This window comes from Sphingobium sp., from assembly GCA_035196065.1.
Lineage (GTDB): Bacteria > Pseudomonadota > Alphaproteobacteria > Sphingomonadales > Sphingomonadaceae > Sphingorhabdus_B > Sphingorhabdus_B rara.
This window is the reverse complement of record CP136575.1, coordinates 2,979,740-2,993,249: the sequence shown is the minus strand read 5'-3', so window position 1 is coordinate 2,993,249 and position 13,510 is coordinate 2,979,740. Positions and strand designations below refer to the sequence as shown.

General features: G+C 59.0%; 13 protein-coding genes. 6 read left to right on the top strand and 7 right to left on the bottom strand.

The window, feature by feature from the left end; all coding sequences use genetic code 11:
* The 4 genes from RSE16_14400 (at position 1) to RSE16_14385 (ending at position 4,700) form a co-directional block, all read left to right on the top strand.
* Positions 1 to 804, top strand: coding sequence for an SDR family oxidoreductase (locus RSE16_14400; GenBank protein WRH75870.1), 804 nt, complete (start codon positions 1 to 3; stop codon positions 802 to 804).
* A gap of 42 nt (positions 805 to 846) precedes the next feature.
* Positions 847 to 2,046: a serine hydrolase gene (locus tag RSE16_14395; GenBank protein WRH75869.1), complete on the top strand. Its 1,200-nt coding sequence runs from the start codon at positions 847 to 849 to the stop codon at positions 2,044 to 2,046.
* Between the two features lie 17 nt (positions 2,047 to 2,063).
* Positions 2,064 to 4,070 carry a 3-hydroxyacyl-CoA dehydrogenase NAD-binding domain-containing protein gene (locus tag RSE16_14390; GenBank protein ID WRH75868.1) on the top strand — a complete coding sequence of 669 codons (2,007 nt, stop codon included), beginning with the start codon at positions 2,064 to 2,066 and terminating at the stop codon, positions 4,068 to 4,070.
* A 159-nt stretch (positions 4,071 to 4,229) separates the two neighbouring features.
* Positions 4,230 to 4,700 carry a CHAP domain-containing protein gene (locus RSE16_14385; GenBank protein ID WRH75867.1) on the top strand — a complete coding sequence of 157 codons (471 nt, stop codon included), beginning with the start codon at positions 4,230 to 4,232 and terminating at the stop codon, positions 4,698 to 4,700.
* Here RSE16_14385 and RSE16_14380 read toward each other — a convergent pair whose 3' ends face one another.
* Together RSE16_14380 and RSE16_14375 are read right to left on the bottom strand one after the other, a co-directional pair.
* Entirely contained in the window at positions 4,701 to 6,011 is a 1,311-nt protein-coding gene (locus RSE16_14380; GenBank protein ID WRH75866.1) for an MFS transporter, read from the bottom strand.
* Complete coding sequence (locus tag RSE16_14375; protein WRH75865.1) at positions 6,011 to 6,334, bottom strand: antibiotic biosynthesis monooxygenase; 324 nt, start codon at positions 6,332 to 6,334, stop codon at positions 6,011 to 6,013. The genes RSE16_14380 and RSE16_14375 overlap by 1 nt, the downstream gene beginning before the upstream one ends.
* A gap of 140 nt (positions 6,335 to 6,474) precedes the next feature.
* On the opposite strand from RSE16_14375, the gene RSE16_14370 reads away from it, so the two are divergent.
* Complete coding sequence (locus RSE16_14370) at positions 6,475 to 7,101, top strand: NAD-binding protein (protein ID WRH75864.1); 627 nt, start codon at positions 6,475 to 6,477, stop codon at positions 7,099 to 7,101.
* Here RSE16_14370 and RSE16_14365 read toward each other — a convergent pair whose 3' ends face one another.
* On the bottom strand, positions 7,102 to 8,265 hold the full coding sequence (locus RSE16_14365) for a phosphatidylserine/phosphatidylglycerophosphate/cardiolipin synthase family protein (protein WRH75863.1): 1,164 nt from the start codon (positions 8,263 to 8,265) through the stop codon (positions 7,102 to 7,104).
* Positions 8,266 to 8,402: 137 nt separating this feature from the next.
* On the opposite strand from RSE16_14365, the gene rpoZ reads away from it, so the two are divergent.
* Complete coding sequence (gene rpoZ / locus RSE16_14360; protein WRH75862.1) at positions 8,403 to 8,747, top strand: DNA-directed RNA polymerase subunit omega; 345 nt, start codon at positions 8,403 to 8,405, stop codon at positions 8,745 to 8,747.
* On the opposite strand, the gene RSE16_14355 is transcribed toward rpoZ, so the two are convergent.
* The 4 genes from RSE16_14355 to RSE16_14340 form a co-directional block, all read right to left on the bottom strand.
* Complete coding sequence (locus RSE16_14355; GenBank protein WRH75861.1) at positions 8,744 to 9,361, bottom strand: DUF3800 domain-containing protein; 618 nt, start codon at positions 9,359 to 9,361, stop codon at positions 8,744 to 8,746. The genes rpoZ and RSE16_14355 overlap by 4 nt on opposite strands.
* Before the next feature lie 93 nt (positions 9,362 to 9,454).
* On the bottom strand, positions 9,455 to 11,401 hold the full coding sequence (gene ftsH / locus RSE16_14350; protein ID WRH75860.1) for an ATP-dependent zinc metalloprotease FtsH: 1,947 nt from the start codon (positions 11,399 to 11,401) through the stop codon (positions 9,455 to 9,457).
* A 103-nt stretch (positions 11,402 to 11,504) separates the two neighbouring features.
* A complete protein-coding gene (tilS, locus tag RSE16_14345) occupies positions 11,505 to 12,473 on the bottom strand; it encodes a tRNA lysidine(34) synthetase TilS (GenBank protein WRH75859.1) in 969 nt (322 codons plus the stop codon).
* A gap of 40 nt (positions 12,474 to 12,513) precedes the next feature.
* Positions 12,514 to 13,482 carry a hypothetical protein gene (locus RSE16_14340; GenBank protein ID WRH75858.1) on the bottom strand — a complete coding sequence of 323 codons (969 nt, stop codon included), beginning with the start codon at positions 13,480 to 13,482 and terminating at the stop codon, positions 12,514 to 12,516.
* Positions 13,483 to 13,510 lie beyond the last annotated feature (28 nt).

Sequence of the window (13,510 nt, the reverse complement as noted above, 5' to 3'; positions counted from 1 at the left end):
ATGGGTGCGTTGGCAGATAAGGTCGCAATCATTACCGGCGCAGGATCGGGCATCGGCCGCGCCTCGGCGCTGCGCTTTGCCGCCGAAGGGGCAAAGCTGGTGATCGGCGACAAGAGCGAAGCTGTATTTGAGACCGCTAAAATGGTCGAAGCTGCCGGCGGCACTGTGACCGCGCTGCAGATTGACGCCGGGGTTGAGGCCGATGTGGCAAAGCTGGTTGAGACCGCCACGTCCAACTATGGTGGCCTTGATGTCGCCTTTGCCAATGCCGGGATCATCGGCGACATGGGCGGGATTTTCGAAATCGATCCGGCCAGCATGGCCGAAACATTCCGTGTGAACGTCATTGGCCCTGCGCTGATGGTGAAACATGCGGGCAAGGCAATGGTCGATCAGGGACGCGGCGGCGCAATCGTGCTGACGGCCAGTGTGGCCGGTCTCAATTCCGGCGCGGGTCCGCTGACCTATTCGGCGTCGAAAGCCGGTGTGATCAATCTTGCCAAGACAGCGGCGCAACAGTTGACGACGTCTGGTGTGCGCGTGAACGCAATCTGCCCCGGCCTTACCGAAACCGGGATGACCAAGCCGACCTTCGATTATGCCCGTGCCAAAGATGTAATGCACAAGGTCGGGCAATTGAACCCGCTGAAGCGCGCGGCCCAGCCCGACGAGCTTGCCAATGTTGCATTATTTCTGGCTTCTGATCAGGCAAGCTATGTCAACGGGCAGGCCATTGCGGTTGATGGCGGCCTTACCAGCTCGCATCCGGTTACCCGGCAATTGCTGGGACAGACGGCGCATTAATCATCCCCCTCCTGCTTGCGGGAGGGAAGAAAAGGGAATGCTATGAATAGCAGCACGGCACAACAACTCGGTTTCCTGCCCGACCGGCTTGACCGGATCGGCGCGCATATCCAGACGAAATATCTGGACAGCGGAAAACTGCCTTTCGGTGCCTTGCTCATCGGGCGAGGGGATGAGGTCGCGCACAGCTGGGCCTCTGGCGTAGATGGCGATGCGATTTTCCGTATCGCCAGCATGACCAAGCCGATCACCTCGATCGCCTTCATGCAGCTTGTTGAGCAAGGCAAGGTCGCGCTCAGCGAGCCGGTGGCCAAATATATTCCCGAATTTGCCGATTTGGGCGTCTTTGTCAGCGGTGGCGGAAATGTGCCCTTCATCACGCGCCCGCCGGTGACGCGGCTCAACATCATCGATGTGCTGCGCCATACTACGGGCTTCACCTACAGCTTTCAGGAACGCACGCCGGTCGATGCCGCCTATCGCAAGACCGAGCTTGAGCATTGGGTGAAGAATGACAGCCAGAGCTTCATCGACCATCTGGCGAAGATCCCGCTTGAATTTGATCCGGGCACGAGTTGGAACTATTCGGTTTCAACCGATGTTCTTGGGGTTCTTGTTGAACGCATTTCGGGCCAGTCGCTGGGTGATTATTTCCGCGAGCATATTTTCGAACCGCTGGGTATGAAGGATACAGGGTTCAAGGTGGCGGCCAGCGAGGCGCACCGCATCCCCGATTGCTATGCCTTTCATCCAACACAGAATATGGTGCAGACCGACAAGCCCGGTTCCGAAAGCCTTTGGGCGCAGGGGTGGAAATTTGAATCGGGCGGCGGTGGACTTGCCTCGACCATCCCCGATTATCACCGCTTTTGCCGGATGCTGCTGAACGGTGGCGCCTTGGACGGTGTGCAGGTCATCAGCCCCAAGACGTTGGAACTGATGGTTGCCAACCATCTGCCCGGCGGCGGTGACCTGACACAGCACAGCAAATCCCTGTTCAGCGAGGCAGAAAATGCCGGTATTGGTTTCGGCCTCGGCTTTGCCTGCAATATCGATCCAGCGGCCACGATGTTGGCCGGATCAAAGGGCGAATTTTACTGGGGCGGCATGTATTCGACCGCCTTCCTGATTGATCCGGTCGAGGATCTGATCATGATTTTCATGACGCAGCTTGCGCCATCTTCGACCTACCCGATCCGACGCGAAATTCGGACAATGATGTATGCGGCCTTGGCCGCCTGACAAAAGTGGAGATAGTAATGCAATCGGTAACCACCTCCCAAGACGGTGAAATCCTGATCCTGTCGGTAAACAATCCGCCGGTGAACGCCCTCAGCTGGCATGTCCGCCAGGGCATTTCCGACGGTATCGAACAGGGCCTGAAGGATGACAGCGTGCAGGCGATTGTCATCCGCTGCGAAGGGCAGACTTTCATCGCCGGCGCGGACATCACCGAATTTGGAAAGCCCCCGCAAGGGCCGGATTTCAACTCGGTGCTCAACACCATCGAAATGGCGACCAAGCCGGTCGTTGCGGCGATCCATGGCACGGCATTGGGCGGTGGCCTCGAAACCACGCTGGTCTGCCATTATCGCATCGCCGTTCCTTCGGCAAAGCTGGGCGTGCCCGAGGTCAAGCTCGGCCTGTTGCCTGGGGCGGGCGGAACGCAGCGCTTACCGCGCCTTGTCGGGATCGAACAGGCGGCTGTCATGACCTCGCTCGGTGAACCCATTTCGGCGCAGAAAGCGCTCGACACGGGGTTGATCGACAAGTTGGCCGGTGAAGACAGCCTTGCTGCCGATGCCGTGGCCTTTGCCCGCGAATGCGTTGCCAAGGGCCCGCGCCACACCCGCGACCTGCCGGTCAAGGGTGACATTGCGATTATTGCCAAGCTTGAGGCGGAAAATGTTCGCAAGTGGAAAGGCTTTGAAGCGCCCTATGCGAATTTGCGCTGCGTTGCTGCCGCAGCCGAAAACCCGAACATTGAAGACGGCCTAAAGTTCGAACGGGCCGAATTTGTGAAGCTGATGTCTGGCAGCCAGTCGGCCGCGCAGCGTCACATGTTCTTTGCCGAGCGTCAGGCCGCAAAGATTGATGGCCTGCCCAAGGACATCGCGCTTCGCGCCATCAAGAAGGTCGGCGTGATCGGTGCAGGCACCATGGGTGGCGGAATTTCGATGAACTTCTTGGCTAAGGGTATTCCCGTCACCATCGTCGAGATGGTGCAGGAAAATCTCGACCGGGGTGTTGGCGTCATCCGCAAAAATTACGAAGCATCTGCCGCAAAGGGCCGCTTTACGGCCGAGCAGGTCGAAGGGATGATGGGGCTGCTCACGCCCACGCTCAGCCTTGACGACCTTGCCGATTGTGATCTTGTGATCGAGGCCGTCTATGAAAGCATGGACGTAAAGAAGGACGTGTTCGGCAAGCTGGATAAGATCTGCAAGGCCGGCGCGATTCTGGCGTCGAACACCAGCTATCTGGATGTGGATGAAATCGCTGCATCGACCTCGCGTCCGCAGGATGTGGTCGGCATGCACTTTTTCTCGCCGGCCAATGTGATGAAATTGCTTGAAGTGGTGCGCGGCGAAAAGACCGCAGACGACGTGCTGGCAACAGCGATGGCGATCGGCAAGAAGATCGGCAAGGTCGCCGTGGTTGCAGGCGTCTGCCACGGCTTTATCGGCAACCGCATGCTCAGCCAGCGGCAACAACCTGCGATGCAGTTGCTGCTCGAAGGTGCAACGCCAGCGCAGATTGATAAGGTGCATACCGATTTCGGCATGCCGATGGGGCCATTCCAGATGAGCGACCTTGCAGGTCTCGACATTGGCTGGCACCGCGACCCGACCCGCGTAGAGACGATCCGCGATGCGCTTTGCGCGGCTGGCCGCTTCGGTCAGAAGAACGGCAAGGGTTTTTACGATTATGATGCAAAGCGGGTCGGCTCGCCATCTTCCGAAGTGCTCGACATCATTGAGGAATTCCGTTCGACGTCCAACCTGCCAAAGCGCGAGATCAGCGATCAGGAAATTATCGAGCGCACGCTCTATCCGATGGTCAATGAAGGCTACAAGATCCTCGAAGAGGGCAAGGCGCAGCGCGCCTCGGATATCGATGTCGTCTGGATCTATGGCTATGGCTGGCCGGTCTATCGCGGCGGTCCAATGTTCTGGGGCGACCTTGAAGGCGCGGGCAAGATTGTCGAGGCACTGGAACGCCATGGCGTGGCCGTCACCGATTCGCTGAAGGCGAAAGCCGCCTGATTTACACCCGTCGCCGGTGAGTTGAGCCTCACCGGCGACGGGCTGAAAATGAACAACGGTTCATCCTGTGACTCCGACGAGTCACCGACAAGATGTTGTGGTCAAACACCCTCGCAGCCATCACGCCCCTACAAGATAAAGATCTGGGGTCGTTGTTCCATGTTCCGCAAAAAATGCCTTGCCGCACTCGGTGCGCTTGCTCTGCTGATACCTGCGCAGGCAATGGCATTGCAGTGCGCCCCCTTTGCCCGGCAGATTTCGGGCGTCGAAATTTTCGGTAATGCCAAGACTTGGTGGTATCAGGCCGAGGGCCGCTACGCCCGCGGTGATGAACCTAAACTGGGCGCGGTGATGACTTTCAAACCCACCCGTTCGATGCCGATGGGCCATGTCGCTATGGTCAGCAAGATCGTATCTGATCGTGAAGTGCTGATCGACCATTCCAATTGGTCGACGATTGATGGCCGTCGCGGTCATGTGGAACGCGGTGCGCGTGTGATCGATGTTTCGACCAATGGTGACTGGAGCGAAGTGCGCGTTTGGTATGCCCCGGTTAAGGGCCTTGGAACGTCGTCTTATCCGCTTTACGGCTTTATCTATAACGACGCCGACAAGAGCGCTGAAATCTGATCAGGCCTCGCCCGCCCTTGGCATTTCTTCCAGGCTGCGGCGTCCCCAAATGATCAGATAAAGTAGGGCGGCCCCGATCAGGATGAAGGTCGCCGGTTCCCACCAATTGAACAAGGCCACCCCTATCGCAGGCGTGAAGATATAGGCCGTGCCATTGATCGATGCGATTTTGCCGGCAACATCGCCTTGCTCGTCGCGCCGCACGGCGAGCGAAGAACCGGTGGTGAAGCCCGGCCGATACAGCCCGAAACCGAGTGAGGCGATGGCGAAGCCCAGCGTAATCCCATAGAAATCATAGCTGATTCCAACGAGTGCAATGCCAAGAAGCGCTAGGAAAGAACCCCATAGCACCGACGCGCGCGGGCTGATCGACAGCATGGGAATGATCCCCCATTGCGCCAACAGCGTTGCCATTGCGCCGACGAACATCACCGACCCTGTCGCCTCGACCGTTTCTTTCGGAAGATCGTGCAAACCCAGTCGGTCGCGTACGAGAAATCCGATTACGCCCAATATCAATGCCTGCGCATGACCGCCAATCAGCCCTGCGATGAACCAGTTGACGAGTCTGCTATCGCGCCAGGGCAAGCGTATTTCCTCGCGGGGGAGGGCATTGTCTTCTTCACCCGCTTCATCCTGTTCGGGCTGGTTGACCGACGCTGCCGAAGGGTAAGAAGTGATGATGCCACGCGCGGCAAAGCGCGGCGTATCGTTGGGCAAGCGCCAGTGCAGCGCAGCCAGCACCAGAAAACCAAAACTTCCGAAAGCGATTAGCGGTCCGGCAAGGCCAAAGGGTTCGAAAACAAGAAAGTGGGTAAGGGCCGGGCCGATGACCGTTCCAAGGCCGAAAGAGGAAGCGAGCAGAGACAGAGCCTTGGCGCGCTCGGCCCGTTCGGTGCGCGCCGCGATATAAGCCTGAACCGCAGGAGGGGAGGCCGATCCGAACCCGCCATACAGGCTGCGAAAGATTGCAAAGGCGATGAAGGTGGCAGTCGGCGCGATCAAACCGTGAAGGCCCATCCAAAGGACGATCCCACACAGCCCCATTGACGCCGCAAAACCGACCACGCCGATGGTCATCAATTGCTTGCGTCCGCGCCGGTCGGAAAGGCGGGCCCATTTCGGGGCGGTCAAGACCCAAAGCAATGCTGACCAACTGAAGGCGAGGCTGACCCAGACATCACCAATGTCGAGTTGGCTTGCAATCGCAGGCAGAGCAGATTGCATGGCCGTATTGCCGGCCGCTGCAACCAGCATGACAAGGAACAGGATGGTCACGCGGTCGGCGGGGATCACATTCTTGGCAGGCATCAGGCTTTGCTCCAGTCATAGCTGCGCTCGATCCGCGCGACATGCAGGTCGTAACTGCAATACCAGCGCTGACGACCAGCCTCGCGGATTTCGACATGTTCAGGGTGATCGCGCCAGGCGCGTGCACTGGCATCGTCGGCCCAATAGCTGACGGTGATGCCGACGCCGTCCCTATCGCGAACCGAATCCATGCCGATATAGCCCGGCTGGGCCTTTGCAAGCTTCACCATCCGCTCGGCTGCGGCATTATATCCCGCCTCGTCCTGTCCGCTTCGGTGCGACAGGAAAATTACGGCTATGCTATCGGCGGACTGGGCAGGCATCACAATTGCATAGAGTCGCAACGCTGCCCGCTGCAAGCCCGACGGAACCTTTTACCTGATTTTTCGCTTAACCTGCTTGCACTGCCGGGGCGCATTTGCGACTGGTTGCCTCCACTGTATTATTCTCATAAGGCAGGTTGATGACCGAGGGTTCCGTAGCGATTTCTGCCCGCATCGATCGCATCAAGGCCGCAGTGAAGCGCTTTTTCGGTCCTTGGGGTGTGTTTTTCCGGGGCTTCCTGAAACACCCGATAATGGTCGGATCGATCATTCCATCCTCACGCTGGACAGTGGAAAAGATGCTTGCCCCGGTAAAATGGGATGAGTGCCGGTTGTTTGTCGAATATGGGCCGGGCATCGGCACATTTTGCCAGCCCGTGCTCGACAGGATGCGCAAGGATGCCACGCTGCTGGTGATTGATACCAATCCTGATTTCATCGAATTTCTGCGCCAGCATTTTTGCGACAGCCGTTTTGTTGCGGTCCATGGTTCGGCAGCAGATGTGAATGCGATCATGCGCGAATTCGGTTTCGAACATGCCGATTATATTTTGTCCGGCCTGCCCTTTTCAACGCTGCCGGGCGACCTTGGTCCCCGCATTGCAAGCGAGACGGCAAAGGCCATTCGCCCGGGCGGAGCCTTTCTGGTCTATCAGTTCCGCGCCCGCGCCCGCGAATATATGGCGCCGCATTTCAAGCGCATCGACGCCGGCTTCGAATTTTGGAACATCCTGCCTTGCCATCTCTTCTGGGGATGGAAAAGCTGATCAGTCGTTCTTGATTAGGCCGAACTTGATCCGTCGGCCGAGGCTGTAATCCACCGAATTGACCAGAAAATAAGCGACGCCGGATTTGAACCGCGTCCACCAATTATCGCGTTCCCGCAGCACTTCGCGCGTCTGTTCAATCGATTGTTCGGCCAGGCGATCGATCAGTGCCTTCATATGGTTGGCGAAACTTTCATCATGGACGCGCACCATAATCTCCATATTGATGAACAGGCTGCGCACATCCAGATTGGCCGAACCGATATAAACATAGTCGTCCATGACAAGGAGTTTCATGTGGAGCGGACGCGGCTGGAATTCATAAATCCGGGCCTTTCGCCGCAAAAGATAACGATACAGCGATCGCGCTGCACCGATTGTGGCGCCATTGTCGGTCTTTCCCGCCATGATCAGCCGCGAGCCCTTATCGCGCCTTGTGACGCGCGCGATCCGGCGCAAGATGGTCTGTGATGGCGAGAAATAGGCGGCGACAATGTCGATCCGTTTCGCCGTTTCAAGCGCGCGTTTGAGGACTAGCCCCAGAGGTGAGATCCGGTTCGTCGGCCCGCCCAGCAGCCATTGCACCGGCCCGTCGCCCGGCTTCCAATCACGAATCACCCTTCGCATCGCGCGAAATTTGACGCGTCCGCCTTCGGAGATACGGTCCAGTGCGTCATAATATTGGACGAGGTGGCTGACCTCGGGGCCGCTAACGATGACGCCCAGATCCTCCCAACTTTCATCCCCCTTGCGGTCGAAATAATGGTCCGAAATGTTGAAGCCGCCGACAAGCGCATGTTCTTCATCAGCGATCAGGATTTTCTGATGGTTTCGCACCAGATAGCCCAGGCCCCAGCGCGAGCCGAAGCAATGGTAGTGCCCGCCGGCCGCAACCAGCGGATCGAAATAGGCATGCGTGGTATCGCCTGACCCGAAACTGTCGATGATAAGTTGCACCCGCACGCCGCGGCCCGCCGCTGCGGACAGTGCGGCCAGCACGTCGTCGCCGGATTGGTCCGCGCAGAACATATAGCTGAACATGCGGATCGATCGCTGCGCGCTTTCGATCAGACGCAACAGTGCGCCCAGACGGTCGGCCGGATCATGCACAAGGTGCAGGCTGTGCCCGCCCACTTCGAACCTGTTGCCCGGAAATTCCGCCATGCTGTCTATTATGGCCATAGAGCGAAGGTAGGAACGAACAGGACGCTGCGCAATACAGGCGCTTTTCGTTGACAATCCGGCACCCAAGGCCTATCAGCGCCGCTCTTTTCCGGCATTTTTGTGATTCAGGAGCCAGCATGGCACGCGTTACCGTTGAAGATTGCATCGACAAGGTTCCCAACCGGTTCGATCTCGTATTGCTCTCGGCTGAGCGTGCGCGCGAAATTTCCGGCGGTGCGGAACTGACAATCGATCGCGATCGCGACAAGAATCCGGTCGTCGCACTGCGTGAAATTGCCGAAGAAACGGTTCGTCCCGATCATCTCAAGGAAGGTTTGATCCAGTCGTTGCAGAAGGTGCAGGTCGACGAGGACGAAGAGGTTGATGACATCGGCTCGCTCGCCAAGTCGGCTGAGGCGTTGCGCCTGACCGCTGCCGCACCTGCGCGCAGCGCCGGCGTTGCCCGCGATTACGACCGTTAGGTAATTGCATCGGCGGTTTTGCCGCCGAGCACCCGCATCCTGATCTGGCCATTTTCCAGAAGCGGGGCAGCAATCGCTGCCATCGGCCCCTGCCGTTCGTTCACCAGCGCCCGATTGAAAAATGTGTTGGCCACGACGTCTGCGATCTGGAGGCCGGCCAGCCTGTGGCTAAGGTCAAGTTGTGCGGTGCCGCACGGGCCGACCAGAGCAGCAATATCCTCCCGGATGGCGCCAAGCGTGATCGGGCCATAGCGTCCGTCATCAACCACCACATTCGGGCAATCACCTGCGCCGGAAAGCATCGCGGCGACAACATCTTCGAGTAATGCAGCATAGACGCTGGCATCATGATCGCCACGGTCGCCGTCCCCGTCGGGAACCATTGCGGATATGGCGATGCCGACAAGGATGCGCGCCTTGCTGTCCTGTATCATCTCGAACAACAGGGCGCGTTCGGCGAGATCGATCCGGCTGCCCTTCACCTCGCCATGGAAACCGGTGACGGTGCGAAACCGCGCGGTCAGCGCCTCTGCCCTGTCGGCATCGATATCGACCGCTGCCAGGGTCATCACGCCGCGCCCGACGCCGCCTGATTCATCGCAATAGATCGGCATGGCTGCAGGATAGTGCAGTAGCGCGGCATCGCAACGGTAAAGAGGAAAAAGAAAAGCTCCCCTCGAGCAATGCTGCGAGGGGAGCTTTGGAAATCAGGCGCCCTGCGGGTTGGGATCGCCAATTCCGCCGCGCTTGCCACGCCCGGCCTTGGGAATAGCGGTGCCGACGACCGGGACGGCTGCGGGCCGCATCGTCTTGCTGGTATCGCGCTGGAACGAACCGGTCTCGAGCAGTTGCTTGATCTCATCGCCCGACAGTGTTTCGAATTCGAGCAGCGCTTCGGCCAGCAGGTTGAGCTGCTTGCGATGTTTTTTCAGCAGCGCAGTTGCCTTGTTATAGCCGCCTTCGACCAGCCTGCGGATTTCCGCATCGATCTTCTTTGCGGTTTCATCGGACATTGCCGTCGCCTGGCGCATACCATAGCCCAGATAGCCGTCCTGCCGCTCTTCATATTGCAGCGGGCCAAGCTCGTCCGACATGCCCCATTGCGTCACCATGTCGCGGGCAAGGCTGGTCGCATATTGGATATCGCCCGATGCGCCGCTGCTCACCTTGTCGTGGCCGAACACCAGTTCCTCGGCGACGCGGCCGCCCATGCTGACAGCAAGGTTGGCGTGCATCTTGTCGCGGTGATAGCTGTAATTATCGCGTTCGGGCAGGCGCATCACCATGCCCAGTGCGCGGCCGCGCGGAATGATGGTGGCCTTGTGGATCGGGTCCGATGCCGGTTCATGAATGGCAACGATGGCATGGCCTGCCTCATGAAAGGCGGTCATGCGCTTTTCGTCTTCGGTCATCACCATCGACTTGCGCTCGGTGCCCATCATCACCTTGTCTTTGGCGTCTTCAAATTCCTGCATCGCAACGAGACGTTTCGAACGGCGGGCCGCAAGCAGAGCAGCCTCGTTCACCAGATTGGCAAGATCAGCACCCGAAAAGCCGGGAGTGCCGCGCGCGATCACGCGCGGATCGACGTCGGGCGCCAATGGTACCTTTTTCATGTGGACTGCCAGGATCTTGACGCGGCCATCGATGTCGGGGCGCGGCACGACGACCTGGCGGTCAAAACGGCCCGGGCGCAACAAAGCCGGGTCAAGAACGTCCGGGCGGTTTGTCGCAGCGATGATGATGATACCTTCATTCGCCTCGAAACCGTCCATTTCGACCAGCAGCTGGTTCAGCGTCTGTTCGCGTTCGTCATTCTGGTTGCCAAGTCCCGCACCGCGGCTGCGGCCGACCGCATCGATTTCGTCGATGAAGACGATGCACGGCGCGTTTTTCTTGGCCTGTTCGAACATGTCGCGCACGCGGCTTGCGCCGACGCCAACAAACATTTCGACAAAGTCTGAACCTGAAATGGTGAAGAAGGGAACGCCCGCTTCGCCTGCAATTGCACGCGCCAGCAGAGTCTTGCCGGTGCCGGGCGAGCCGACCAGCAGCGCGCCCTTCGGTATCTTGCCGCCCAGACGGCTGAACTTGTGCGGATCCTTCAAGAATTCGACGATTTCCTGCAATTCTTCGCGGGCTTCGTCGATGCCGGCGACATCGTCAAACGTCACCTTGCCATGCTTTTCGGTCAACAGCTTGGCCTTGGATTTTCCAAAACCCATCGCGCCCGAACCGCCGCCCTTCTGCATCTGGCGCAGCACGAAAAAAGCAATGCCAAGAATGAGCAGGAAGGGCAGGGCCTGATAGAGCAGGATCAGCCAGAGGCTGGGCTGTTCTTCGGGCTTGCCCTGCACATCGACGCCATTTTCGTCGAGCAGCTTGTAAAGATCGGTGTCGCCGGGAACGGGCACGGTGACGATCTGTTCGCCATTGGCCAGTTCACCAGTGATGCGGTCGGGTGAAATCGCCACGGACTTCACTTCGCCCGCTTCAACTTTGTCGCGGAAGTTGGAATAGCTGAGCCCTTTGGACGCATCTGCGCCGCCGCCGCTGAAGATCGAAACAACCAGCAGCAGGGCCACCATGATGCCCGCCCAGATCATCAGATTGCGGACAAGTGGATTGCCTTTGGGTTCTTGTTCGTCGTTCATGCATCTAGTCCGTTATCAAAAATCGGTTATGTCCCAATGTAGGGCGCAAAAGGTGAATGGCAATATAAGGGTTTTCGGCCAAGCAGCGAAAATTCCGATTTCTCTAATGATTTTGTCGGCGTTCCGGCGCGGGTTGAAAATGCCAGATTGGGCCGCCGCGGCACAGGATGTTGCCGATGGTCAATGTCTCACCCGCGGCAAGCGCAGCCAACGCCCTGTCAGTTGTCGATCCGCGCGGATCGATTGCCGGGTCAACAGCCTGCAACGCAAGGATCAGCAGACGGCGGACAAACTCAGGCGGCAGTCCTTGGGGATCAAGGCGCACTTTGCCATCGCCTGGACGCACGAGGCGGTCGTTCGCGATCTGCGCGGCTGCCCATTCGAGTGCCATATGCGCGCCCGACAGCGCGGCAACGGTGCGTGCCGTCCGGCGGGCATCGAGCGTGGAAGGCGCGGACGCCAGCCAGTTGCGGAACTGCACACGGTCAAAATCGGTGTTGCTATTGCTAGGATCATCGCACGGCACCACCCCATGTGCCGCGCAATATGCCACCAACTCTTTCTTGGTAAAGCCGAGCAGCGGTCTGATGATCCGGCCATTTGTCTCGCGAACTCCGGACAATCCGGCAATGCCGCTGCCCCGGGCTATCCGCATCAAAAGCGTTTCCAGTTGATCGTCGGCATGATGCGCGGTTGCGATCCAGTCGAGGCCATTGTCGTCTGCCCATTGCGCGAGCAAGGCATAGCGCACGTCACGCGCCGCTGATTGCAGATTGCCGGTGATTGGCTGTTCAGGTGACAGAATGGCATGGTCGACACCGCGCTCTGCGCAAATCCGCGCGACATAGGCTGCTTCTTCAGCGGCTTCGGGCCTTAAGCGATGATCGATGGTCGCGACGCGGAAGGTGCCGGGAAATTGTGTGTGGGCAATCAATAGCAGCGCGAGGCTATCTGGGCCGCCCGATACGGCAAGCCCCAAGCGCGGCTGTTCCGCCCCCCCGGTTTCAATGCCGGTAAGCCGGTGCAGGTTGGCCGCAAAGCCGGCCTCAATCTCTGCATTTGATCGCGCCATCGGGGCGGCCATAATCAGACCGCCGCTACTTGACCATCAGCTATTTGCACTTGGCCTTTTTGCGACCTTCGACAAGCCGGTTTGCCAGCCGTCCAGCCGAGTCGGCAGGATAGGCGCTGGTGAGCTGGGCAAATGCCTCGCACGCCTCTGCCGCCTTGCCCAGTTCGGTTAGCGCATCACCCAGAAAATAGAGGCTGTCGGGCGCCCGGTCGCCGCGCGGATCATTTTTGTAATTGTCGTAAAAGATCTTCACCGCTGTCGCGGGCTTGCCATCGTCCAGCCATGCGCGACCCAGAAGGTTGCGGGCATAGCTGCTACGCGCATGTTTGGGAAACTTGCTGACGGTATCCTGCAACTGCACTTGCGCTTCGGGGTAGAACTTCGCTTCCCACAGGCGGTAGCCGTAGGAATAGCTGTCCTCAAACGCGTCATTGGACTTGGGCCGTTCGATGGCTGCAACGGCGGCGGTGCGCGCAGCCGAAGGCTTGGCAACCACAGGTGCCTTTGTGGCCGCGGCAGGTTTCGCGGCGGGTGCAGCAGGTTTCGTAGCTGGCGTAGCAGGCTTTGGCGCGGCAACTGCAACCTTCGGAGCCACTTCTTTCGGTGTTACTTCGGGGGCAGGTGCCGCTGCAACAGCAGCGGTTGCTGCCGCTTCCTTTAACTGCGCCTCAATCGCTTTGAGGCGGCTGTCCATCGCACGCATGCTGGCGGCCTGTGTTTCCACCTGCCCGGTAAGGGTCGCCAATTGCGTTTCCAGCGCGTCGACCCGCGCGATCAGATCGCTCACCGCCGTCGAAGAAGGAGTGCCTACCGGTGCCGGCTTGGCTGCTTCGGTGCGGATATCGGGTTCGATGAAGCGTCCCGCGCCATCGGGAAACACCCGGCGCTGGACGGACTTCATTTCTTTCTCAAGTTTGACCACACGCCCTTCGATATTTGCTTCCTGCGCCTGAATCGGCGTGGCGGCCGTGGCAAACAGCGCGGCAGTGATCAAATATCCCGATTTCATGGCGGTCTCCGTCATAACAGCCTGATTC

What these genes read in the sequence shown, in the direction of transcription:
- RSE16_14400 (WRH75870.1), top strand. Translation starts at nt 1, where the DNA reads ATGGGTGCGTTGGCAGATAAGGTCGCAATCATTACCGGCGCAGGATCG.
- RSE16_14395 (WRH75869.1), top strand. Translation starts at nt 847, where the DNA reads ATGAATAGCAGCACGGCACAACAACTCGGTTTCCTGCCCGACCGGCTT.
- RSE16_14390 (WRH75868.1), top strand. Translation starts at nt 2,064, where the DNA reads ATGCAATCGGTAACCACCTCCCAAGACGGTGAAATCCTGATCCTGTCG.
- RSE16_14385 (WRH75867.1), top strand. Translation starts at nt 4,230, where the DNA reads ATGTTCCGCAAAAAATGCCTTGCCGCACTCGGTGCGCTTGCTCTGCTG.
- RSE16_14380 (WRH75866.1), bottom strand. Translation starts at nt 6,011, where the DNA reads ATGCCTGCCAAGAATGTGATCCCCGCCGACCGCGTGACCATCCTGTTC.
- RSE16_14375 (WRH75865.1), bottom strand. Translation starts at nt 6,334, where the DNA reads ATGCCTGCCCAGTCCGCCGATAGCATAGCCGTAATTTTCCTGTCGCAC.
- RSE16_14370 (WRH75864.1), top strand. Translation starts at nt 6,475, where the DNA reads ATGACCGAGGGTTCCGTAGCGATTTCTGCCCGCATCGATCGCATCAAG.
- RSE16_14365 (WRH75863.1), bottom strand. Translation starts at nt 8,265, where the DNA reads ATGGCGGAATTTCCGGGCAACAGGTTCGAAGTGGGCGGGCACAGCCTG.
- rpoZ (WRH75862.1), top strand. Translation starts at nt 8,403, where the DNA reads ATGGCACGCGTTACCGTTGAAGATTGCATCGACAAGGTTCCCAACCGG.
- RSE16_14355 (WRH75861.1), bottom strand. Translation starts at nt 9,361, where the DNA reads ATGCCGATCTATTGCGATGAATCAGGCGGCGTCGGGCGCGGCGTGATG.
- ftsH (WRH75860.1), bottom strand. Translation starts at nt 11,401, where the DNA reads ATGAACGACGAACAAGAACCCAAAGGCAATCCACTTGTCCGCAATCTG.
- tilS (WRH75859.1), bottom strand. Translation starts at nt 12,473, where the DNA reads ATGGCGCGATCAAATGCAGAGATTGAGGCCGGCTTTGCGGCCAACCTG.
- RSE16_14340 (WRH75858.1), bottom strand. Translation starts at nt 13,482, where the DNA reads ATGAAATCGGGATATTTGATCACTGCCGCGCTGTTTGCCACGGCCGCC.